21 protein-coding genes and 1 riboswitch are annotated in these 21737 nt (G+C 73.9%); of the genes, 8 read left to right on the top strand and 13 right to left on the bottom strand.

The annotated features are described in order from the left end of the window. Nucleotides 1-211 precede the first annotated feature (211 nt). Nucleotides 212-440, top strand: a riboswitch (cobalamin riboswitch). Nucleotides 441-647: 207 nt separating this feature from the next. From DLJ49_RS17605 to DLJ49_RS22805, 6 genes are all read left to right on the top strand, one after another. Further along, the gene (locus DLJ49_RS17605; protein WP_115394861.1) at nucleotides 648-1637 is read left to right on the top strand and encodes a FecCD family ABC transporter permease; all 990 of its coding nucleotides are present in this window, start codon (nucleotides 648-650) and stop codon (nucleotides 1635-1637) included. Then, nucleotides 1634-2389: an ABC transporter ATP-binding protein gene (locus tag DLJ49_RS17600; RefSeq protein WP_115394860.1), complete on the top strand. Its 756-nt coding sequence runs from the start codon at nucleotides 1634-1636 to the stop codon at nucleotides 2387-2389. Before DLJ49_RS17605 ends, DLJ49_RS17600 begins: the two co-directional genes overlap by 4 nt. A gap of 16 nt (nucleotides 2390-2405) precedes the next feature. Then, entirely contained in the window at nucleotides 2406-3107 is a 702-nt protein-coding gene (locus DLJ49_RS17595) for a MotA/TolQ/ExbB proton channel family protein (RefSeq protein ID WP_115394859.1), read from the top strand. Further along, on the top strand, nucleotides 3104-3496 hold the full coding sequence (locus tag DLJ49_RS17590; protein WP_115394858.1) for an ExbD/TolR family protein: 393 nt from the start codon (nucleotides 3104-3106) through the stop codon (nucleotides 3494-3496). Before DLJ49_RS17595 ends, DLJ49_RS17590 begins: the two co-directional genes overlap by 4 nt. Nucleotides 3497-3783: 287 nt before the next feature. Then, nucleotides 3784-4107: an ExbD/TolR family protein gene (locus DLJ49_RS17585; protein WP_115394872.1), complete on the top strand. Its 324-nt coding sequence runs from the start codon at nucleotides 3784-3786 to the stop codon at nucleotides 4105-4107. 115 nt (nucleotides 4108-4222) lie between these two features. Further along, nucleotides 4223-5146: a TonB family protein gene (locus tag DLJ49_RS22805; protein WP_147277337.1), complete on the top strand. Its 924-nt coding sequence runs from the start codon at nucleotides 4223-4225 to the stop codon at nucleotides 5144-5146. Between the two features lie 573 nt (nucleotides 5147-5719). On the opposite strand, the gene DLJ49_RS17570 is transcribed toward DLJ49_RS22805, so the two are convergent. The 13 genes from DLJ49_RS17570 to DLJ49_RS17505 form a co-directional block, all read right to left on the bottom strand. Then, entirely contained in the window at nucleotides 5720-6721 is a 1002-nt protein-coding gene (locus DLJ49_RS17570) for a glycoside hydrolase family protein (RefSeq protein ID WP_115394855.1), read from the bottom strand. 348 nt (nucleotides 6722-7069) lie between these two features. Then, nucleotides 7070-8053 carry a cyclodeaminase gene (locus DLJ49_RS17565; protein ID WP_115394854.1) on the bottom strand — a complete coding sequence of 328 codons (984 nt, stop codon included), beginning with the start codon at nucleotides 8051-8053 and terminating at the stop codon, nucleotides 7070-7072. Beyond that, a complete protein-coding gene (gene eutB, locus DLJ49_RS17560; RefSeq protein ID WP_255566800.1) occupies nucleotides 8029-9042 on the bottom strand; it encodes a hydroxyectoine utilization dehydratase EutB in 1014 nt (337 codons plus the stop codon). The genes DLJ49_RS17565 and eutB overlap by 25 nt, the downstream gene beginning before the upstream one ends. A 336-nt stretch (nucleotides 9043-9378) precedes the next feature. Beyond that, the gene (locus DLJ49_RS17555; protein WP_115394852.1) at nucleotides 9379-11295 is read right to left on the bottom strand and encodes a beta-galactosidase; all 1917 of its coding nucleotides are present in this window, start codon (nucleotides 11293-11295) and stop codon (nucleotides 9379-9381) included. 124 nt (nucleotides 11296-11419) lie between these two features. Further along, nucleotides 11420-12262: an SMP-30/gluconolactonase/LRE family protein gene (locus DLJ49_RS17550; protein WP_115394851.1), complete on the bottom strand. Its 843-nt coding sequence runs from the start codon at nucleotides 12260-12262 to the stop codon at nucleotides 11420-11422. 238 nt (nucleotides 12263-12500) lie between these two features. After that, nucleotides 12501-13115, bottom strand: coding sequence for a 2-dehydro-3-deoxy-6-phosphogalactonate aldolase (locus tag DLJ49_RS17540; protein WP_115394849.1), 615 nt, complete (start codon nucleotides 13113-13115; stop codon nucleotides 12501-12503). A 487-nt stretch (nucleotides 13116-13602) separates the two neighbouring features. After that, a complete protein-coding gene (locus tag DLJ49_RS17535; protein ID WP_115394848.1) occupies nucleotides 13603-14655 on the bottom strand; it encodes a 2-dehydro-3-deoxygalactonokinase in 1053 nt (350 codons plus the stop codon). Further along, nucleotides 14655-15425 carry an SDR family NAD(P)-dependent oxidoreductase gene (locus DLJ49_RS17530; RefSeq protein WP_115394847.1) on the bottom strand — a complete coding sequence of 257 codons (771 nt, stop codon included), beginning with the start codon at nucleotides 15423-15425 and terminating at the stop codon, nucleotides 14655-14657. The genes DLJ49_RS17535 and DLJ49_RS17530 overlap by 1 nt, the downstream gene beginning before the upstream one ends. A 209-nt stretch (nucleotides 15426-15634) precedes the next feature. Continuing rightward, the gene (locus tag DLJ49_RS17525; RefSeq protein ID WP_115394846.1) at nucleotides 15635-16993 is read right to left on the bottom strand and encodes an alpha-glucosidase/alpha-galactosidase; all 1359 of its coding nucleotides are present in this window, start codon (nucleotides 16991-16993) and stop codon (nucleotides 15635-15637) included. Continuing rightward, the gene (locus DLJ49_RS17520; protein WP_115394845.1) at nucleotides 16990-17838 is read right to left on the bottom strand and encodes a carbohydrate ABC transporter permease; all 849 of its coding nucleotides are present in this window, start codon (nucleotides 17836-17838) and stop codon (nucleotides 16990-16992) included. The genes DLJ49_RS17525 and DLJ49_RS17520 overlap by 4 nt, the downstream gene beginning before the upstream one ends. Then, nucleotides 17838-18212 carry an MmcQ/YjbR family DNA-binding protein gene (locus DLJ49_RS17515; RefSeq protein WP_115394844.1) on the bottom strand — a complete coding sequence of 125 codons (375 nt, stop codon included), beginning with the start codon at nucleotides 18210-18212 and terminating at the stop codon, nucleotides 17838-17840. The genes DLJ49_RS17520 and DLJ49_RS17515 overlap by 1 nt, the downstream gene beginning before the upstream one ends. Continuing rightward, nucleotides 18209-19147 (bottom strand): carbohydrate ABC transporter permease, encoded by a 939-nt coding sequence (locus DLJ49_RS17510; protein WP_115394843.1) that lies wholly within the window; start codon nucleotides 19145-19147, stop codon nucleotides 18209-18211. Before DLJ49_RS17510 ends, DLJ49_RS17515 begins: the two co-directional genes overlap by 4 nt. An 86-nt stretch (nucleotides 19148-19233) precedes the next feature. Next, nucleotides 19234-20499, bottom strand: coding sequence for an ABC transporter substrate-binding protein (locus DLJ49_RS17505; RefSeq protein ID WP_115394842.1), 1266 nt, complete (start codon nucleotides 20497-20499; stop codon nucleotides 19234-19236). 222 nt (nucleotides 20500-20721) lie between these two features. Between DLJ49_RS17505 and DLJ49_RS17500 the strand changes: the two genes are divergently transcribed. Both DLJ49_RS17500 and DLJ49_RS17495 read left to right on the top strand, forming a co-directional pair. Further along, entirely contained in the window at nucleotides 20722-21537 is an 816-nt protein-coding gene (locus DLJ49_RS17500) for an IclR family transcriptional regulator (protein ID WP_233489178.1), read from the top strand. A gap of 43 nt (nucleotides 21538-21580) precedes the next feature. Continuing rightward, nucleotides 21581-21737: ATP-binding cassette domain-containing protein (locus DLJ49_RS17495; RefSeq protein ID WP_147277336.1), on the top strand; the 157-nt coding region annotated here is incomplete at its 3' end.

The following is a 21737-nucleotide window of genomic DNA, read 5'->3' as shown; positions in this document are numbered from 1 at the left end:
TGCGCTCCCGTCGGGCTCTGCGCGGCGCCTCGCCCGTCTGGCCCTGTCCGGGCAGGGCGGCGCGCCATCCGTCCTGTCGCCGCAACAGCATAGGGGAGCGGGCGCATATCTCCACCCCGCGGGGCGCCGATCGCGGCGCGGTGGCATGCGCGGCGCCTGGAGGCGCCTGCGCCCTGCGTCGCTTTCCCCCTTTCGCGGGGCGCGAATCCGGCTAGGGTGCCCGCGCTCCGGTTCGGGCGGTCCGGGCACCCGGCGTCGCCCGATGAAGAGGGAACGCGGTGCGGGCCGGCCAGGCCCAAATCCGCGGCTGCCCCCGCAACTGTGAGCGGCGAGCAATGCCGGCACATGCCACTGGGACCGCGCCGCAAGGCCGCCCCGGGAAGGCCCGGCAGAGCGACGACCCGCGAGCCAGGAGACCTGCCGGAGCGATCACCCTGACCGGGCGCGGGGCGCGGCCGGCCTGCGGAGCGTCCGCCCGTGGTGATGTCGAGAAGCCGCCCGGGGCTGCGCGCCCCGGGCCCGTCGAACCGCCAAGCGCGCACGAGGCGCGCCCGGGAGAGCGAGATGGGGCCACGCCGCCCGCACTGCACGAGCCTGCGCCATACGAGCTTGAGCCCGACGACCCTTCGGCGCCGCGGAGGCACGGCATGAGCGCGCGCGCGCTCGCCTTCGCCCTCGGCCTCCTCGTGGCGGCGCTCTTCGCGGCCTCGCTGCTGGTGGGCCCGGCGGGGCTGCCGCCGCGCGCCGCGCTTGCCGCGCTGGTCACCGGCGAGGGCGGGCCGCTCGCGCTCGTGATGCAGGAGATCCGGCTGCCGCGGGCCATCCTCGGCGCGGCGGTGGGCGCCTCGCTCGGCCTTGCGGGAGCGGCGATGCAGGGCTACCTGCGCAACCCCCTGGCCGAGCCCGGCATCGTCGGCATCTCGGCCTCGGCCGCCCTCGGGGCGGTGCTCGCCATCCACACCGGTCTCGCCGCCGCCTTCGCCCTCGGCCTGCCGCTCGCGGCGCTGGCGGGCGCGGGCCTGTCGGTGGCGCTGCTCACGCTGCTCGCCGGCCCGCGCGGCTCGACGCTGACGTTGATCCTCGCCGGCATCGCCATCGGGGCGCTGGCGACGGCCGTCACCTCGCTGGTGCTCAACCTCTCGCCGAACCCGTGGGCGGCGAACGAGATCGTGTTCTGGATGATGGGCAGCCTCGCCGACCGCTCGTTCACTCATGTCGCCCTCGCGCTCCCCTTCATGATCGCGGGCTGGGCGATGCTGGCGGCGACCGCCCGCGGCCTCGACGCGCTGACGCTGGGCGAGGACGCGGCCGAGGCGCTAGGCATCCGGTTGACGCGCCTGCGGCTGACGCTGGTCGGCGGCACGGCGGCGGCCGTCGGCGCGGCGACGGCGGTGGCGGGCGCGATCGGCTTCGTCGGCCTCGTGGTGCCCCATCTGCTGCGCGCGCTCGTCGGCGCACAGCCCGGCCGACTGCTCTGGGCCTCGGCGCTGGGCGGCGCGGCCATGGTGCTGGCGGCCGACGTGGCCGTGCGCCTGATCCTGCCCGAGCGCGACCTCAAGCTCGGCGTGCTGATGGCGCTGGTGGGCGCGCCGCTCTTTCTGCACCTGATCTGGCGCACGCGGAGGGAATTCGCATGACGCTGCTCGCCCTTGACGCCCTGACCGTGCATCGCGGCCCCTGCCCGGTGGTCGACGGCGTGTCGCTGACCATCGGCGAGGGCGAGCTCGTCGGCCTGATCGGCCCCAACGGCGCCGGCAAGACGACCCTGATGCGCGCCGCCCTCGGACTGCTGCCGCACCGCGGCGAGAGCAGCCTCGCGCGGCTCGCGCCGCGGGAGCGGGCGCGCAGCGCCGCCTGGATGCCGCAGATGCGCGAGATCGCGTGGCCCGTCAGCGTCGAGCGGCTGGTGACGCTGGGCCGGCTGCCCCATCTCGGCGCCCGCCGCGCGACGGATGCAGACCGCGCCGCCGTCGCCCGCGCGCTGGACTGGATGGATCTCGCCGCCTTCGCCGCCCGGCCCGCCACGGAGCTCTCGGGGGGCGAGCAGGCGCGGGTGCTGATCGCCCGCGCGCTGGCGCAGGAGGCGCCGCTGTTGATGGCCGACGAGCCGGTGGCGGGTCTCGACCCCGCCCACCAGATCGCGACGATGACGCTGTTCCGGCGGCTGGCGGAGGCGGGCAAGGGCGCGCTCGTGTCCCTGCACGACCTCGGGCTTGCCGCGCGCCATTGCACCCGGCTGGTGCTGCTGCATCAGGGGCGGCTCGTCGCCGAGGGGCCGCCCGAGTCGGTGCTGACCGAGGGCAACCTGCGCGATGTCTTCGGTGTGCGGGGCTGGTTCGGCGCGACCGAGCACGGCCCCGTCTTCCAGCCACTGGACCTGGCGGGCTGAACGGGGGAGGCGGCGCATGGAGCAGGTGACGGGGCTGTTGGCGACGCTCGGCGCGGGGCTCGGCTCGGGGCTCGGCTCGGGGCTCGACGCAGGCCGGCTCGGCGCGTTTCTCGGCCTCGGCGGCCCCGCGCTATGGGCCATCGCAGCCCTGTCGGTGGGCACGCTGGCGCTCGTGATGTGGAAGCTCTGGCGCCTCGCGCGGGCGGGCGCCTGGGCGCGGCGGCGGGCCGAGCTGTTCGTCCGGGCGTGCGAGGAGGGCGGCCGCCCCCGCCTGCCCGAGGGCGCCCCGCGCGCCCTGCGCCTGCGCTTCGCGGCCGAGGTGGCCGGCCTGATCCGCGCGGGCCGGCTGACGGGCGAGGCGCTGCGGGAAGAGATCGCCAGGCGGGCCATGCGCGAGCTCTCTGGCCTGCGCGCGGGCCTGCGCCCCCTCGAGCTCGTCGTGACCATCGCGCCGCTCATCGGGCTTCTCGGCACCGTGCTCGGCATGATCGAGGCGTTCCAGGCCCTCCAGGAGACCGGCGCGCGGGCCGACCCGGCCGTGCTCGCCGGCGGCATATGGGAGGCGCTGCTGACGACCGCCGCGGGAATGGGCGTCGCGATTCCGGCGGCGGTGGCGCTGGCGTGGTTCGAGGGCGTGGCCGACGCCGCCCAGCGCGACATGGAGGATATCGCGACCCGCCTCGTGCTGCGCCCGGCGGCGGAGGACGAAGCGGCATGAGCTTCGTCTTCGGCCCCGCTCCCCGCCGGGACGGCCCGCGCCGTCGGCCGAGCCTGACGCCGATGATCGACGTCGTCTTCCTGCTGCTCATCTTCTTCATGCTCGCGGCCCAGATCGGGCGCGATGCGTCGCTGTCCGTTGCCGCGGGCGGCGGGGGCGAGGGCTGGTCCGGCCCGCCGCGGCTGGTCGACATCGCGCCGGCCGGTCTTGCGCTCAACGGACGGCCGGTGTCGCTCGAGGAACTGCCGGCGGCGCTCGGCAGGCTGGTCGAGGCGCCTTCCGACACGGTGGTGCTGCGCCCGGTCGATGGCGCCGACGTGCAGCGGCTGATCGACGTGGCCGAGGCGCTCGGGGCGGCGGGCTTCGGCGCGCTCGCGGTGGTGGAGTAGAGCGGTGCGCGCCCCTCTCCTGCCCGCGCCGCGGCGCTGCGCGCGCGTCGCCGCCCATGATCGGCTGTACGGTCCCAGGCGTGCGCGACAGCGTGCAGGGGCGGACGCCGCCCCGCAGCGCCTCGGCGGGGCGACGCCGCCCGCACCCTGCCGGGTCGGCGTGGCACATCGGGCCGCGGCGTGCGGGGCTGCCGGCGCGCGGCATCGCGCCGTGCGCATCGGGGAGGCCTAGGCCCGTGCGGTTCCGGAGGCCCCCGCGCCGCGCCCGCCCCGAGGGCGTCGTGCCGATGATCAACGTCGTGTTCCTGCTGCTGATCTTCTTCCTGATGACGGCGGAGATCGCGCCCCCGCCCCCCTTCGACCTCGCGCTGCCCGAGGCTGGCGCGACCGCCGCGCCCGAGGCGGAGGCAGGTCTCACGCTGGCCGAGGGGCGCGCGAGCTTCGCCGGGGCGGAGGGCGCGGCGGCCTGGGCGGCGCTCGCGGCGGCGGCGCCGGAGCGGTTGGTCGTGCGGGCCGATGCGGGGATGCCGGCGGCCGAGGTGGCGGCGGCGCTCGAGCGCGCCACCTCGCTCGGGGTCGCGTCGGTCGAGCTGGCGGTGCGGCCGCGATGAACAGGGCGGGCACCACTCCGGCGATGCGCGGCGGGCCGCGCCAACCGGCACGATCGTCGCGCCGGGCGGGGGCGCCGCGCGGGACGGGAGCGGCGCGATGGACGGGGGCCACCGGATGAGACGTCTGGCCGAGGCCCTCGTCTTCGCCGGGCTGGCCGCCGGACTGCACCTTGCGGCCTTCGTCGCGGTGCCCGGCGGCGCGCCCGGCGCGGCCGGGGCAGGCGGCGAGTCGACCGTCACGCTGCAGGGCGCGAGCGGGGCGCTCGACACCCTCGTCGCGCGGTGGGACACGCCGCCTGCCGCGCCCTCGTCGCTGCCGTCGCCGGCCCCGCCACCATCGCCGGCCCCGCGACCATCGCCCGACCCGGCCGCATTGGTGGCCGCGCCGACACCGGCGACTGCGCCTGCGACTGCGACTGCGACTGCGCCCGAAGCCGTGCCCGTCCCCGCGCCGGCCGTGCCCCCTGCCCCGCCGCAGCGTGCATCCGCGCCGGCACCGCAGACCGCACCGCCCCCCCCGCCCGTGACGGCCGCCGCGCCGGCGGCGGTGCCGCGGCCGCCCGCGCGCCCCGAGAGGCAGGCCGAGCCGGCGGCACCGCAGAGCGGCAGGCACGAGGCGCCGACCTCACAGCCTGCACCGGCGCCCCAGCCCGCGCCCCAGCCCCCTGCCCGGGCCGCCGCCCCCGACCAGCGCGCGGCGGGCACCGGCGGCGGCGCGGCCGCCGGGCAACAGGGCCGCTCCGAGGCCCCCCGCGCCGACCCGGCGACGCGGCAACGGGCGATGGCGGAATGGGGCGGCGGCATCCGGGCGGCCGTCCAGCGTCGGCTCAGACCGGCGGGCGCAGCGGGCACGACGACCGTGCGTCTCTCGGTCACGACCGGCGGGCGGCTCGCGGGCGCGGACGTCGCCGCCTCCTCGGGCAGCGCCGCGCTCGACCGTGCGGCGCTCGCCGCGGTGCGCGCGGCGCGCTACCCGCACGCTCCGGCAGGCCTCGCTCCCGGCACCTACGCCTTCACCCTGCCCCTGACCCAGCGATGAGGCGGGCGCCTCGGGCGCACCGCCGACGCGCCAGGGGGCGCTGCCCCCGTCGCCCGTTCCGGGCGACTCCCCCGGAGTATTTGGGCCAGGATGATGGGGCGGAGTGGCACGCCACCACCGACCGCAGACCGCGGGTGACCAACTGTAAGGATAAGAGGCACCCGGGCCCCGGTCGTGGGAAGGCCGGCAGCGGCGCGGTGTCGCGGCAGCCGGTGGGGCGCATCCCGGGCCCGGCCCGGGAGCCGAAGGGGCTCGTCGCCCAGACGAACCAGACCGCCTTGCGGAACGGCACCGCGCGCAGCCGCGCGCCCGTGGCGGCGAAGACCACGGCCGCCAGAGCCGGCGCGGCGGGCGGCACGCCGATCGCCTCGCCCCGCCCATCCGTTATCCGCCAGCACGCCCGCGCCATGGCGATCTGACGGGGCGTCGTACGCCATGTCGGCCTGCCGACGCTGCGTCGCTTTCACCTCACGGCCGGGCAGGGCCATCGCCAGCCCGGCCGCGCGGCGCACGGGACCGTTGTCGAGCCGGCGGCAGAAGTCGTGACGGCCTCACCCGCACGGGTCGCGCCCGTCAGCCTCCTGCGCCCGGGCCCGCCGGTCGCGCGGGCTGGTCCCCGGCGAGGCGCAACAGGCCGCCCTCGAGCACCTCGACAGGCTCGGGGTCGGAAATGGCCCCGACAAAGGGGCCGCCCTCGCGGTCGAACCAGCGGAAGCCGAGCAGGCGCAGCCCTGCCTCCGTCTCGACGACCCGGGCGGCGTAGCGGCGGGGGAAGGGCGCGGCGTCGAGCAGTGGCCCCGGTGCGATCGTCCAGGGGCCGCGCGGGTCGTCGGACAGCAGGTAATGCGTGCCGGTCTGCGCGATACCCAGCGCGTCGCGCGATTCCTGCGACCAGTGCGGCGCACCGGTGCAGAACAGGCAGACCCACCGCCCGCCCGCCTCGAAGACCTGCGGCACCTCGAGTTCGCCGAAGCCCCCGGTGAACACGGGCGGCTCGAGCCGCCACTCGAAGAGGTCGGGCGAGGTGGCGAGCCCGATGGCGCCCGCCGAGCGCGTATCGGCCACGTCGCCCCGGCGCGCGGTGAAGACCATCAGCCACCCTGCGCCGCGCGGGTCGCGCATCACCCAGGGGTCTCGGAAGGCGCGGTCGTGCCAGCGCGCCGGGTCGTGTTCCTCGTAGGGCGGGCCGATATCGAGCGCAGGGCCGTCACCGACCCGCTCCCACGCATGCAGGTCGTCGCTGACGGCGTGGCCGATCCGCTGCTTCAGGCATCGCTCGGCCCGGCTGGTGCCGGTGTAGAACAGGTGCCACCGCCCGTCGTCGCCCCGCACCACCGAGCCCGTCCAGGTGGTGCCGTCGTCCCAGGCCGGCCCCTCGGCGGGGCGAAAACAGGTGCCCAGACTCGTCCACGCGACAAGGTCGGGGCTGGTGGCGTGGTGGATCGAGACGTTCCAGTGCCGCTGCTCGGGGTCGCCGATCGCCTTGGGCGCCTCGAGGAAGTAGCCGTGCCAGACATCGCCGTCGCGGACATACCACGAATCCCACAGCCACCGGTCGGGAAGCGCGAACGTCATCGGCGGCGGCGATGGGGCGGCAGGGCGCCCGGGTCGGGGTCGCGTTCGGCTGAGGGCCGCATGGCATCCTCCATTCGTGAGGCGGTCACCCTGCACGGCCGCCCGGCGCGGTTCAAGCCGCCCCCCCGACCGCTGCGGCGCGGCCTCTCCTGCCCAGCGCCCCTGCTGGCCGCTTCACGCTCCCCTCGCGCCCGGCCGTCATGTCGGGCACGCCCGCCGCCCACTGCCGTGCAGGCGCCGGCGCCGCGGCCGCAAGCGATGACGGCCCGCTCCGGCGGGCGCTTCGCCCTCGGCCCATCGCGCGGCGGGAGGGGGGCCTGCCCGTGCCGAGAGGCCGACGCGCGCCCGTCAGGCGTGCACGACCGTCCCCGTATCGCCGAGCCGGGCGAAGACATGGGTGGCGATCGCGGTGTCCTGTGCGCCTGTCCCCGTCAGGTCGCAGATGGTGATCTGGCCGTCATGGCGCCGCCCCGGGCGCGCGCCGGTGACGATCTCGCCCAGTTCGGCCAGGGTCTCCGGCGCCGCGCCCGCCGCACGGGCCGCGCGCAGCTCGCCCATGGCCTCGGCCTGCGCCAGCCGGTCGGCCACGTAAAGGTCGGCGCGGGAGAGAGCGAGCGGACCGAGCTCGCCCTTCCCCGCCTGGTCGGAGCCCATCGCCGTGACGTGCAGCCCCGGATGCAGCCACTCCGCCCGCAGGACCGGCGCGCGCGCCGGGGTCGCGGTGACGACGAGGTCGGCCGCGCGCACCGCCTCGGCCGCGTCCGCGACCGGCCGCGCCTCGACGCCGAGCGCCGCGCCCAACTCGTCGGCGCAGGCCCGCGCCTTTGTCGCTTCGCGCCCCCAGACCAGCAGCCGCGAGAACGGCCGCACGAGGTGCGCCGCCCGCATCTGCAGACGTGCCTGCACGCCGGTGCCGAGCACCGCCGCCGTCTCCACCCGCGCGGGCGCGAGGTGGCGCGCGGCGACGGCCCCGGCGGCGGCCGTGCGCAGGTCGGTCAGCCAGCCGTTGTCGAGAAACACCGCCTCGACCAGCCCCGTCTTCGCCGACAACAGGATCATCAGCCCGTTCAGCGAGGGCAGCCCCAGCTTCGGGTTGTCGAAGAACCCCGGCGAGACCTTAAGCGCGAAGCTGTCGAGGCCCGGAATCCACGCCGTCTTGACGTCGACCTCGCCGTTCGCGGCGGCGAGCTCCATCGACAAGACCGGCGGCATCACCACGTCGCCACGGGCCAGCGCGGCGAAGGCGCCCTCGATCACGTCGACCGCCCCGAGGTCGAGCGCGATCGCGGCGCGCAGCTCGGCCTCCGTCACGATGCGGATGTCGTGTCCCATGCGCGCCCCCTCACCAAATGCGCTCCCAGCGTCACGTCCTGCCCCGTCACGACGCGGGTGAATACCCCCATGTCGACGTTCCGCCCCGTGACGATCGTGGCGATCGGCGCCGCGAGGCCGGCGAGCCGCCCTGAGAGCAACGCCGCCACCCCCACGGCGCAGGCGCCCTCGGCCACCAGCCTGTCCTCCCAGTAGAGCGCCTGCATGCCGCGATAGATCTCGTCCTCGCCGACGAGAACCACCTCGTCGAGCAACTCGCGGCACAGCGCGAAGGTGTGGCGGTTGGCGAGGCCGATCCCCCCGCCGAGCGAATCGGCGAGGCTCGCCACCTCCTCCACCGGCACGGGGCGGCCGGCCCGGAGGGCGGCGTGCATCGCCGCGCCCCGATCCATCGTCAGCCCGATCACCCGGATGGAGGGGTCGATGGCCTTGACCGCCACTGCGATACCGGCGGCGAGCCCCCCGCCCGACAGCGGGACGAGCAGCGTCCGCAGATCGGGCCGCGCCTCTATCAGTTCCAGCGCGATCGTCCCCTGCCCCGCGATCACCGCCGGGTCGTCGAAGGGCGGGATCTCGACGAGCCCCCCGGCCGCCGAGAGGCGGCTCGCCTCCTCCTGTGCATCGTCCTGGCTGCGGCCGACGATGCGCAGCTCGGCCCCGAGCGCGCGGATGCCGGACACCTTCGCCTCGGGCACGAGGGTCGACAGGCACACCACCGCCCGCAGGCCCTGCGCCCGCGCCGCCCAGGCCACGGCCCGCCCGTGGTTGCCCGTCGAGCAGCAGACGACGCCCGGCGCGCCCCCGGGCAGGGCGCGGATCGCGTTGAGCGCGCCACGCAGCTTGAACGCGCCCATGGGCTGCATGGATTCGAGCTTCAGCAGCACCTCCGCTCCCGCGACGCCGGACAGGAACGGCGAGGGCACGAGCGGCGTGCCGTCGGCCACGCCCATGATCGCGGCACGCGCCCCGCGCACGTCCGAAAGAGTCACCGACCGGCCCCTGCGTCCCTCACGGTCGCCGCCTCGCCCGCCCTGTCCAGATCCTGCGCCCATGCCTCGCCCGCCGCTGTCCCCCTGGCCCCGGCACCTGGTCGCGTCACGCCAAGCCCCGCACGGGCCCGGCACGCGCCGGCACGGCATGCCCCACCACGGCACCGCCCAGTGGACCACGCACGCAGCATGGGGTCCATACCCGGGCAAGGGCACCCGGTCCCCTCCCCTCGTGCCGCCCCGACTTCTTCTTGCTCGAAATATCCCGGGGGAGTCGCCCCCCCAGGGGCGACCGGGGGCAGCGCCCCCGTCCTCCGGTGCCGCCGGAGCCCGGCCTCAGAGGCCTTCGCGCACGACCGCTGCCGGGGGCAGCATGCCGATGTCGCAGTCGACGCTCTCCGGCCCATGGTTGAACCAGAAGCGCTCCGCCCCGGTCTCGCGCACCCGCACCCCCGGCGGCAGATCGCGCACCGGCACGCCGGCGCGCTCGGCCATCCCGCGCACCAGCCGCGCCAGCGCCGCCGCGTCGCCCCAGCCCCCCATGTAGGTCAGCCCCCCCGACCGCCGCGCGACCGGCCCGCCGCCCTCGTCCGAGAGCACGACCTCGGCTGCGCCTGCGAGATCCTCGCGCCAGCCGGTGAGCGCGCCGCCGCCCGACAGCGGCACCGGGGCATCGGGCCGCAGGCTCTCGACCCGCGTGACGGTCGCGTCGAGGCCCGGAAGCGCGGGCGGCAGGGGCAGCGGGATGCCCATGTCGGGGCCCCGGCAAGCCGCCCGCGGGCCGACCAGCACCTCGGCCCCGCACGCGGCCAGCCGGTCTTTCAGCGCTTCGTCCATCAGGATCAGTCCCGGCGCCAGAACCATGCGGTAGCCGTCGAGGAATGCGTCGGGCGGCAGCACGTCGACCGACAGGCCGAGGCGGCGCAGCGCCCGGTAATGGTCGAGCACCAGCCCGAAATACGACAGCCCCGCGCCGTGCGGCTGCACCTCCCACGCCCAGGACGACGCGTAGTCGAAGATCAGCGCGACCGGCGCCTGCACCGGCGCCACCGCGCCCGCCTCGGCCAGCTCGCCTGCAACGGCGCGCGCCTCGGCAAGCGCCGGAGCGTCGGCACTGTCGGGGCGCAGAAGCCCCGCATGCATCTGCTCCTGCGCGAAGGGCGCCTGCCGCCAGCGGAAGTAGAGCACCGCCTCGGCACCATGGGCGAAGGCCTCCCACGTCCAGAGGCGCACCATGCCCGGCAGCGGCGCGGGGTTGTAGGGCGCCCAGTTGACCGGCCCCGGCTGCTGTTCCATCACCCACCAGCGGCCCCGCCCCACGGCGCGGTAGAGGTCGTGGTGGAAGGCCTGGAAGTCGGGATCGCCCTGCCGCATGTAGCGCAGCTGCCGCTCGGCGGAGGCACCCGCGCGATCCTCCAGGAAGCCGAGGGGGTAGGAATCCCACGAGGCGATGTCGAGGTCGGCGCCCAGGGCGAAATGGTCGAACGCCGTCTCTCGGCCCATGTAATTGTGCACGATCGGCGCGTCCGAGCGGGCGCGGATGATCTCGACCTGCGCGCGGTTGAACGCCGCCACCCGGTCGGAGGCGAAGCGGCGGAAGGCGAGCGCATGGGCCGGGTTCGGCTCGGTGACGGTCAGGTTCGGCAGGTCGATCTCGTCGAAATCGCCGTATTCCATCGACCAGAAGACGTTGCCCCATGCGGCGTTGAGGGCAGCGATGTCGCCGTCGTTGCCCCCGCCCGGGTAGCGCGCGCGCAGCCAGTCGCGGAAGGCCTCGCGCGCGGCATCGGAATAGGAGAGCACAGTGTCGTGGCAGCCGTATTCGTTGTCCGTCTGCCAGGCGGCGAGATGCGGGTGGCGTCCGTAGCGGTCGGCGAGCAGGGTCACGATCCGCCGGCACTCCTCGATGTAGCCGGGATGGCTGAAGCAGTAGTGGCGGCGCGAGCCGAAGCGGCGCGGCCGACCCTCGGCGTCGACGGCCAGCATGTCGGGGTGCCTGGTCAGCATCCATCGGGGCGGCGTGGCGGTGGGCGTGCCGAGCACCACGCGGAGGCCCGCGGCACCGAGGATGTCGATCGCACGGTCGAGCCAGCCCCAGTCGAGGCGCCCGGGCTCGGGCTCCAGCCGCGACCAGGCGAATTCGCCGATCCTGACCCAGGTCAGCCCCGCCTCGACCATGCGGCGGGCGTCCTCGGCCCAGACCTCCTCCGGCCAGTGCTCGGGGTAGTAGCAGCAGCCGAGCGTGCGGTTCATGGCTGTCGTCCCTCTTGCCGGCCGGGGATGGCGAAGGCGCCCGGGCAAGGGCGCCGACAACGCGCTTGCAAGCGCGTTGCCAAGGCTCTTGAAAGAGCCTTGCGGCGCGCCGATCCGCCGGCGATCACAGCCGCACCCGTGGCTCGGGGCGACCGGCGATGCCGGTCCTTATGGAAAAGGTGCAGCCGGCGGGCGCAGGCTCGCCCCCCTCCGCGGCGGTGGTCACGAAAAGAGTGGTCATGTCGGGGCCGCCGAAGGCGGGGCAGCTCGCCTGCGGCGTCGGCACCTCCCAGGTCGAGAGCAGCTCTCCGCGGGGCGAATAGCGCGCCACGCGTCCGGCCCCCCATTGCGCGTTCCACAGCGCCCCCTCGGCGTCGGTCACCGCGCCGTCGGGGCCCCATTCGGCGCCGGTCGCGTCGACGAAGACCTCCGGCGCGCCCTCGGGCCAGCCCTCTGCCCCGAGCGGCTGGCGCAGGATGCGGCGGGCGGGCGTGTCGGCCCAGTAGGCGCAAGAGCCGTCGGGGGCGAAGCAGATCGCGTTCGAGATGGTGATGCCCGAGACGAGGCGGCGCAGCTCGCCCCCGTGCCAGCGGTAGATCGCGCCCGCGCCCGCCTCGGCCCCGCGGCCCATCGTGCCGATCCAGAAACCGCCCCAGGGGTCGGCGCGGCCGTCGTTCGAGCGCGTGACCGGATCGTCGGCCTCGAGCGGGCACAGCTCCTCGGCCGTGCCGGTGGACAGGTCGAAGACCATCAGCGCGCGGGCGGAGGCCACGAGCAGGCGGTCGCGGTCGATCCAGCCTGCGGCCGAGACGGGCACATCGAAGGACCACTGGCGCTCTTGCTTGCCCTCGCGGGTCAGCAGCCGCCGACCGAGGATGTCGAACCAGAAGAGCTGCCCCCGCTCGGGGTGCCAGAGCGGCCCCTCGCCCAGCTCGCAGATCGTCTCGCTGAAGATGTCTGCCGTCATGCATCCCCCCTCTCGCTCTCGGCCCGCGCGGCGACCGGCACGGCGCCGGATATCGCGCCGGCCTCGACCGACCGGCTCGCCCCGCGGCGGGCCGGGCCGATGCCGGAACCCGCCCCGACCTTCGCGCCGGAGATGCCTGCCAGATGCCGCGCGGCGGCGCAGGGCGCGCCCACGCTACCCGCCCGGCACACCCGTCCCGCGCAGGGCGCGCGCTCGCGGCCTCCGACGATCACCGCGCTCACGCGCCGCCCACCTCGCTCGCGTCCCAGGCCGCGACGAGCTCGGCGGCGCGGCGGCGCACCTCGTCCGCCGGCCGCCCCGGCGCGTAGAGGGCGGAGCCGATGCCGAAGCCCGCCGCACCCGCCGCCCGCCACGCCGCGAAATCGGCGGCGCCGACGCCTCCCACGGCATAGACCGGCACCTCGGGCGGCAGCACCGCGTTCAGCGCCTTCAGCCCCTCGGCCCCGATCAGCGAGGCGGGGAACAGCTTGAGCCCGTCGGCGCCGGCGCGCAGGGCGGCGAAGCATTCGGTCGCGGTGAAGACGCCGGGATAGGAGAGCATGCCCGCCGCCTTGGTCGCCTCGATCACGGCCGGGTTGCAATCGGGCGAGACGACGAGGCGGGCGCCGATCTCCTCGAGCCGGGCGACCTGGCCGGTGTCGAGCACCGTGCCCGCGCCGACGATCGCCCGGTCGCCCGCGACGGCGACCATGCGGGCGATGGAGGTGACGGGGTCGGGCGAGTTGAGCGGCACCTCGATGCGGGTGATTCCCGCCGCGATCAGGGCGGCGGCCACGGGCTCGGCCTCGTCGGGCGTCAGGCCGCGGAGAATGGCGATGAGATTGCGGGTCATGGTCGTGCCCCTCCGGTTATCCGGCCGCCCGCCCGGATCGGCCTACTCGAGGCGGGGCGGGCGGGACGGGATGTGCGAAAGCCCGCGCGGGCGGAGAGCGGGTCGTGCGTATTTGGAACAGAAAGAAGCCGGGCGCCGGGCGTTGACGGAGCCGGTGCGCGCAGGACGGGCGCGGGCAGGACGGACGCGAACTTGGCTGGCGCGGGCAACGCAGGCGCAGGCAAGACGCGTGCCGGTGGGACGGACGTGGCAGAGACGGGTGCCGGCGGGATGCGGGGTGTCGGCGGGACGCGGGCCGGTGAGACGCGGGCCGGCGGGACGCGGGCCGTTGGGACGCGGGCGGTTGGGACGCGGGCCGGTGGGACGCGGGCCGGTGGGACGGGCGCGGGCGATCTTCGGGCCCGTGGACCGGCGCACGCCCGGGCCGGCCGGCAGGGCGCCGGAGCGAGTCCGGCAGCGGCGCCGGTCCGGACGGGGCGGCACGCGATCACGACACGCCCGTCCGTGCGCCGAGGCGGGCGGCGGCGAGCCCTGCGAGGGTGACCGCCTCGGCATCGAGGGTGCGGGAGGCAGCGCCCTGGAGCTGCAGCGCCTGTGCATAGGCGCGCGCAGCGCCGCCCGTGCCCACGATCGCCACGTCCTGCCCCAGCCAGTAGGGGCGCGCGGCGGCGAGCTCCATTCCCACGAGCAGGCCCGACAGGCGCGCGCGGGCCACGACCGGGTCGAGCCCCTCGAGCAGCGCCGCGGCGCGCAGGCCGAAAAGGTCGGCGCCGAGCCGGGCGGGATGGGCCATGCCCTCGGCCAGCGCTTCGGCGAAGGCCGCGCCGTCCCACCCTTCGGCGGCGACGGTGTGGCGCAGGACGGATTGCCCCGAGAGCAGGGCGAACATCTCGCCGGTCAGGAAGGTGCGGAAGCTGACGACCTCTCCCGCGCTCACCTGCGCCCACTTGGTGTGGGTGCCGGGCAGGCAGATCACCCCGTCGAAGCGCGGCTCGGCGGCGAGCGCGCCGGCGATCTGCGTCTCCTCGCCGCGCATGACGTCTGCCGGGCGGGCCTGCTTCAGCCCCGGCAGGAGGCGCACGTCGAGCCTGGGGTCGCGGGCGGGGCCGCGGGCGGCCTGCGCGGCCGAGGGCGGCGCGCAGGGCACGGCCATGTAGGGCGCCTCGGCCCAGCCCTGCCGCGAGCCGGCCATGCCGCAGCAGAGCACGGGGACGCGACCCGCGGCGGGCAACGCATCTCCGATCAGGTCGAGCAGTGCGCCCTCGAAGCCCTCTGGCGCGAGCGTGCCCATGCCGGCGCCCGAATCGCGCCGGGCGAGCACCCGGCCCTCGCCGTCGATCGCCCAGGCGCGCAGGTGCGAGGTGCCCCAGTCGACGCCGATCCAGTCGAGGCCGGTCCAGTCAACGAGGGCGCGCGGCGTCGCACAGCCCTGCCCCGCAGCGCCGGTGCCGCCGTCACCTGCGGCCCCGCCGCCTCTCGCGCTGCTCTCGCGCCCGTTGCCGCTGGGGCCGTTGCCGCTGGGGCCGTTGCCGCGAGCCATCAGCCGGTCACCACGACGCCGCCGTCGATCACCAGCGCCTGCCCCGTCATCATCCGGCTCGCCGCGGAGGCGAGAAACAGGCAAGGGCCGACCATGTCGGCGGGCTTGAGGTATTCCTTGAGGCACTGCCTGTCCATATGCGCCTTCAGGCTCTCCTCGTCGGCCCACATCTCGAGCTGCTTTTCCGTGAGCACCCAGCCGGGCGCGAGGGCGTTGACGCGGATGCCGTCGGGACCGAATTCGCGCGCGAGGGAGCGCACCATCCCGTTCAGCCCGGAATTCGCGGTGGCATAGACCGGGTAGCCGGCGTTGCCCATCATGTAGCTGATCGAGGTGACCTGCACGATCGAGCCGCCGCCCAGCGCCTGCATGCCGGGGAGCACCGCCCTGGCGGCGAAGAACTGGGCCTTGAGGTTGATCGACTGCGACCAGTCCCAGAAGCTCTCGTCGGTCTCGAGCGTGGCGTGGCGCTGGTCGTTGGCGGCGTTGTTGACGAGGGTGCGAACAGGCCCGTGCGCCTCGGCCGCCTGAGCGATGGCGCGCTCGAGCGCGGGGATGTCGGTGATGTCGCATTGCAGGAAGAGGGGACGGTTGCCGGTGGCCTGCTCCATCTCGCCGACGAAGGCGCTGGCGTCGGAGCGGCCGAGGAAGGCCACCCGCGCGCCCTGTCGCAGGAAGCCCTCTGTCAGCGCGGCGCCGATGCCGGAGCCGCCGCCGGTGATCAGGACGGAGGCGCCGTCGAGGTCGGGATGTGTGGCGGTGGTCTGCATGTCGTCTCCTTTCGGCTGCGTGCGGCGGGCATCCGCCACCTGTCGGCGCCACCGGCAGGGGCGGAAGCGGGGGGCCAGCCCCCCGCGCCCCCCGGAGTATTTCCGCCAGGATGATGGGGGCGAGGGGCCTGGCGGGGGAGGTGTGTGCGCGGTCGGTCGGCGGGTGGCGGGTCGGGTGGCGTGGGCTGGGCCCGTGATGGGCGGTTGGTTCAGGCGGCGCGGCGGGGTCGGGCCCAGGCGGGGATCGTGTCGCCGTGGGCGGCGAGCAACTCGCCCACCAGCGCGCGGATCTGGCGGAGGTCGAGCTCGGCGGCGGTGTGCGGGTCGAACATGGCGGCGTGGTGGATGTGCTCGGGCTCCTCGTCGATCAGCGCCCTCACCACGAGCTCCTGCACGTTGATCTGGGTGCGCATGAGCGCGACGAGCTGGGGCGGGATATCGGTGACCGTCGTCGGCTGTATGCCGGTCGCGTCGGCGAGGCAGGGCGTCTCGACCGCGGCGCCACGGGGTAGCTGAGGCACCTGCCCCCGGTTCGGCAGGTTGCCGTAGGCGCGCAGGGGCGTGTCGGTGAGGATGGCGTGCATGACGTCGGCGGCGACCTCGTGCGATCTCTCATGCGCGATCCGGTCGGCCTCGCGCAGGGCGCGCACCTCGTCGGACCAGCTGGCGAGCTGCTCCTCGCAGCGCGCCGGATATTCGTCGAGCGGGATGGCGAAGCGCTCGATCAGGTCGGGGCGACCCCGCTTGATGAACCAGGGCACGTATTCGGCGAGATGCTCGGAGCTTTCGGTGCAGAACCAGCCGAGCTGGTCCATCACCTCGTAGCGCACCCGGTTCTCGCAGCGGGGCATCAGGAGCGGCGGCTTCGGCAGGCGCCCCGCGCGCCAGCCCTCGCGCAGGCCGGGGTAGAGATCCCGGCCGTCATGCGAGAGTTCGAGGAAGAAGGCCACGTGGTTGACCCCCGCAACCCGGTGACGGATCTCGGCCGCGGGCAGGTCGAGATCGTGGGCGATCTCGGCGACGGTGTTCTGCACCGAGTGGCAGAGGCCGACCTGTTTGAGCCGCGGGAAGCGCTCGGCCAGCGCCCAGGTGTTGATCGCCATCGGGTTGACGTATTGCAGGAGCGTCGCCTCGGGGCAGAGCTCGGCCATATCGGCGGCGACGGCCCAGAGATGGGGCACGGTGCGCAGGGCCCGCATGATGCCGCCGACGCCGAGGGTGTCGCCGATGGTCTGGCGCAGGCCGTGCGCCCTGGGCACCTCGAAGTCGATGACGGTCGAGGGCCGGTAGCCGCCGACCTGGAAGGCGGTAACGACGAAATCGGCGCCGGCGAGCGCGCGGCGACGGTCGGTCGTGGCCTCGACGCGGGCGGCGCCGCCCGATCCCGCGACCAGCTTGCGCGCCACGAGCGCGCTTTCCTCCAGGCGGGCGTCGTCGATATCCATCAGGGCGACGGTGGCGCCCTCGAAGGCGGGCATGGTCAGCACGTCGCCCACGATGTTCTTCATGAAGATCGTGGAGCCTGCGCCGATGAAGGCGATGCGGGGGGCATGTGCGGCTTCGGTCATTTCACGGCTCCGAGGGTGAGGCCGGCGATGAAGTGGCGCTGCATCAGGAAGAACATCGCCACGGGCGGCAGCGCGGCGACGATGCTGCCCGCGCTCATCAGGTGGTAGGCGGCGCGATACTGCGCATTGAACGACGTGATCCCGGCGGTGACGGGCTGGGTGTCGGCGCCCTGGGTCAGAACGATCGCCCAGAAGTAGTCGTTCCAGATGAAGGTGAAGATCAGCACCGACAACGCCGCGATGGCGGGCTTCATCAGGGGCAGCACCACGAACCAGAAGATGCGCCACTCGGCGACCCCCTCGACCCGCGCGGCCTCGATCAGCTCAAAGGGAAGCGCGCGGATGAAGTTGCGCATGAACAGCGTGCAGAAGCCGGTCTGGAACGCGATGTGGAAGAGCACGAGCCCGGTCTTGGTGTTGTAGAGGCCGAGATCGAGCGTCAGGTCGCGCACCGGCACCATCAGGATCTGGAAGGGCACGAAGTTGCCCGCCACGAACATGAAGAAGATCCACAGGTTGCCGCGGAAGCGATAGACCCCGAGCGCGAAGCCCGTCATGCACGACAGCGCCACCGCGCCGATCACGGTGGGCACCGTGATCAGGACCGAGTTGAGCAGGTAGCGCGGCATGTCGCTCTCGAAGAACACCTTGCCGTAGTTCTCGAGCCCGGCGAACGTGCTGGGCAGGCCCCAGTAGTTGCCGGCGGTGAAGTCGACCGCGGGCTTGACCGAGAAGAAGGCGACCGCCAGCAGCGGCAGCAGCCACAGGATCAGCGCGAGCGGCAGCATCGACTGGTAGGTGATCTGCGCCGGGCGCGGGCGGGTCTGGATGGGCGCGGGGAACATCAGGCGGCTCCCTCCGCGTCGCGCGGCGGCAGGGCGGCCTGCGCCTTCTTCGTGAGCCCGGCGCGCACCGTGTCGTAGGAGACGGCGATGCGGTGCGCGAGCTCGTCGTCGCTCGCGTCCTCCGGCACCTGCACCCAGGAGCGGTGAAAGTAGGGGGCACGGGCCGCCGCGCCGGCCTCGATCAGCATCTGCGCGGTCTCGACATCGGGCGTCTTGACGGCGACGCCCGGCGTCACCGCGCCGATGCAGGTGAACATCTTGCCGCCCACCGTCCACGCGTCGTGGCCGCCGTCGAAAGGGTGAGTGAACTCGGCGCCGGGCAGCGCTCCGGCGACGGCGTTGACACGGTCGCGGAAGGCGCTGGCCGCGGTCATCCTTTCCGGGCCTCCCGCTCGTCGCGCCACATCGACCACAGGAAATAGGCGATGAAGACGAGCATGATGAGAAAGAGCACCACCGCGATGGCCGCGCCATAGCCCATGCGGAAGCCGTATTCGCCGAGCGCCTTCTCGAACATGTAGAAGCTGAGCACGCGGGTGGAGCCGAACGGGCCGCCGTTGGTCATGATCGAGATCAGGTCGAACGAGCGCAGCGCGCCGATGATCGTGACGCCGAAGGCGATGAAGGTGGCCGGCCGAAGCTGCGGGATGATGACGAACCACAGCATCCGCCAGCCCTTGGCGCCGTCGAGGCGCGCGGCCTCCACCTGCTCGGGGTCCACCGCGTTGAGGCCGGTGAGGTAGAGGATCATGCAATAGGCCACCTGCGGCCAGAGGCCGGCGAGGATGATGCCGTAGGTCGCCAGCCGCGGATCGCCCAGCACGTTGACGGGCCCCAGGCCGATGGCCTCGAGCATGGTGTTCAACAGGCCGAACGTGGGGTCGTAGAACCAGGTGAAGACGAGGCCGACGACGACCTGGCTGATCACGAAGGGAAAGAAGAACAGCGACTTGTAGATGCGGATGCCCGTCACCGTCTGGTTGAGGAACAGCGCGATGAACAGGCCCCCGGGGATGGCCAGCAGGTAGAGCACCAGCCACTTGAGGTTGTTCCAGAGCGAGGTCTCGAAGGCAGGGTCGCTGCCGAGCTCGCCGTAATTCTCGAGTCCGATGAATTGCGGCTCACCCAGCCCGTCCCACCGGTAGAACGAGATCTGGAAGCTCTCGACGATCGGAAAGATCACGTAGAGCAGGAAGAACAGCACGCCCGGCGCGAGGAACAGGATCGGCGCCAGCATCTGCCGGTTGCGCCGGATCCACGTGCCTCGGCCGCGGTCGGCGTGGGTGTCTGGCAGCGTCGCCGTGGTCATGGAAGCATTCCCGCGCCTCTGGGGTCCGGGGCCCGCCCGTGCGGGCCCCGGCTGTCGTGGCGGTCCTCCCGCGAAGGGGCGGCGCCTCAGTAGATGCGCTGGCGCGCGGTCTCGAGGCGGTCGAGGATCGCGTCGAGATTGTCGGGGAAGACCATGAACTCCTGGAAGCCCTCCATGGCGACCGAGGCCATCTCGGCCGGCGCGTCGCGGTCGAAGAACTGCGCGATGCCGCCGGGGCTGTTCTCGGACAGCATCTCGAAGCCCTGCCGCAGCATCTCGTCGTCGTCGATCGAGGCTGCGGAGTTGACCGGCAGCTGCCCCAGCGCGTCGCCCGCGTTGATGCGCGTCTGGTTGTCGGCCGAGACGACGAAGCGCAGGAATTCGCGCGCCGCCTCCTTGTTGTCGGCGCCGGCGGGAATGTGGAACGTGTCGGTCGGCGCGTCCTCGGCCATCTCGACATCGGGATTGATCGCCGGGAACTGGTAGAAGTCGAGCTGGTCGTCGCCGAGGCCCGCCTCGCGCAGCGGCGCCACCGCGAAGTTGCCCATCAGGTAGGCCGCCGCCTCGCCGTTCACCATGAACGGCAGCGCCTCCTGCCACGAATAGGACTGATGGTTGTCGATGAAGGCGCCCATGTCGATCAGTTCGCGCCAGTTGGCGAAGGTCTCGCGCACGCGCGGGTCTGTCCACTCGACCTCGCCGTTCGTCAGCGCCATGTGGAAGTCGTAGCCGTGGGTGCGCATGTTGATGTAGTCGAACCAGCCCCCGGCCGTCCAAAGGAACTTGGTGCCGATGGCGAAGCACTTGCGCCCCGAATCCAGAAGCGCCTGGCAGTTGGCCTTGAGTTCTTCCCACGTCTCGGGCTCTTCCAGCCCCAGGTCCTCGTGGATGTCCTCGCGGTAATAGACGCCCCACTGGTAGTAGGTATAGGGCACGCCCCACTGCTTGCCGTCGAGGGTCATCGCGCCCTTCGTCGAGGCGAGGTTCTCGGCGATCTCGGGCTCTGCCCAGAGGTCGGAGACGTCCTCGAACAGGCCCGCCGCCACGTAGGGGCGCATCCGGTTGGCGGCATACCAGTTGGCCACGTCGGGCGGGTTCGCCGTCAGGAAGTTGCGGATCTGCGTCTTGTACGCTTCGCGGTCGATGATCGTCAGCTCGACCTCGAGGTCGGGATGCATCTCGTCGAAGCGCGCGGCCATGTCCTCCATCACCGCCCGCGGCGCGGGGTTCGACATGTCGGAGAAGATGGTCAGCGTGCCGGAGAGCGCGCTGTCCTGCGACAGCGCGGGCGCGGCGGCCAGCGCGGTCGACAGCGCGAGCGCCGCCGCGAGCGGCGTGCTGGGGGTGGTCATCGGGGGCTCCTCCCTTTTGGCTCCCTTTATGGCGTCCGGGGCTTTCCCGCCCCGGTTGTTGACGAGAAGTTCCGAATAACGGAAACCCATCTCAACTATTGAAACCATGCGCCCGAGCCGCTAGCGCTGTCAACAGCCGCGTCGGAGTCCTGCTCGAGCGGGCGAGAGGCGGGCCGGACCGTGTCGCGAGGCATGGTCTGGAAGGCCCGCGGGGAGGAACGGATGGAGATGCAGGCGCGCGCCCGCCGCGCGGACGACACGCCCGAAGGCCCGGGCCCTGCCGGAACGGTCGGCAAGGCGCTCGACCTGCTCGACATGGTCGCCGCTGCCGGCCGTCCCCTGCGCTTCACCGACCTGCTCGCGCGCTCGGGCCACCCCAAGGCCACGCTGCACCGCCTGCTGCGCACCCTCGCCAGCCAGGGCATGCTCGCCTACGATCCCGACCGGCAGACCTACGCCCCGGGCATGCGCCTCGTCAGGCTGGCGCATGCCGCCTGGGCGCAGAGCTCGCTCGGGCCCGTCGCGCGCCCCTTCGTCGATGCTCTGTCGGAGGAGACGGGCGAGACGATCCACCTCGCGCAGCTCTCCGAGGGGCAGGTCCTCTACGTCGACAAGCGCAACGCGCGGCGGCCGGTCGAGATGTTCTCCGACGCGGGCAAGGTCGGCCCCGGCTACTGCACCGGCGTCGGCAAGGCGATGCTGGCACACCTGCCCGAGGCCGAGCGCGAGGACGCGATCGCGCGGCAGAGCTTCTACCGGCACACGCCCGCCACGCTCGACACGCCGGAGCGGCTGCGCGACGAGCTCGACCGCATCCGCGCCGAGGGCGTCGCCTTCGACCGCGAGGAGCACGAGCCAGGCATCGTCTGCCTCGCGGTGCCGGTGCTGTCGTCGACGGGCCGCGTGATGGGGGGGCTGTCGATCACCGCCTCGACGCGGTCCGGCTCGCTGGAGGGCCTGGCGCGGCATCGCCCCGCGCTGACCCGCACCGCCGCCGAGATCGCCCGGGCCGTCGAGGCCTGGCAGTTTCCGGGCTGAGGGAGGGGCCGCCCGGGGCCCGCAGGGAGGAGAGACCACCGACATGACCGGCGTGACCCTGGAACGGGCGGTGAAGCGCTTCGGCGAGGCGCAGGTGATCCACGAGGTCGACCTGGCCGTCGAGGACGGCGAGTTCTGCGTCTTCGTCGGGCCCTCGGGCTGCGGCAAGTCCACTCTGCTGCGCATGATCGCCGGGCTCG

Origin of the sequence: Rhodovulum sp. 12E13 (assembly GCF_003340565.1) — a bacterium.
GTDB lineage: Bacteria > Pseudomonadota > Alphaproteobacteria > Rhodobacterales > Rhodobacteraceae > HLUCCA09.
The sequence above is the reverse complement of the archived record's forward strand: the minus strand, read 5'-3'. Positions and strand labels throughout refer to the sequence as shown.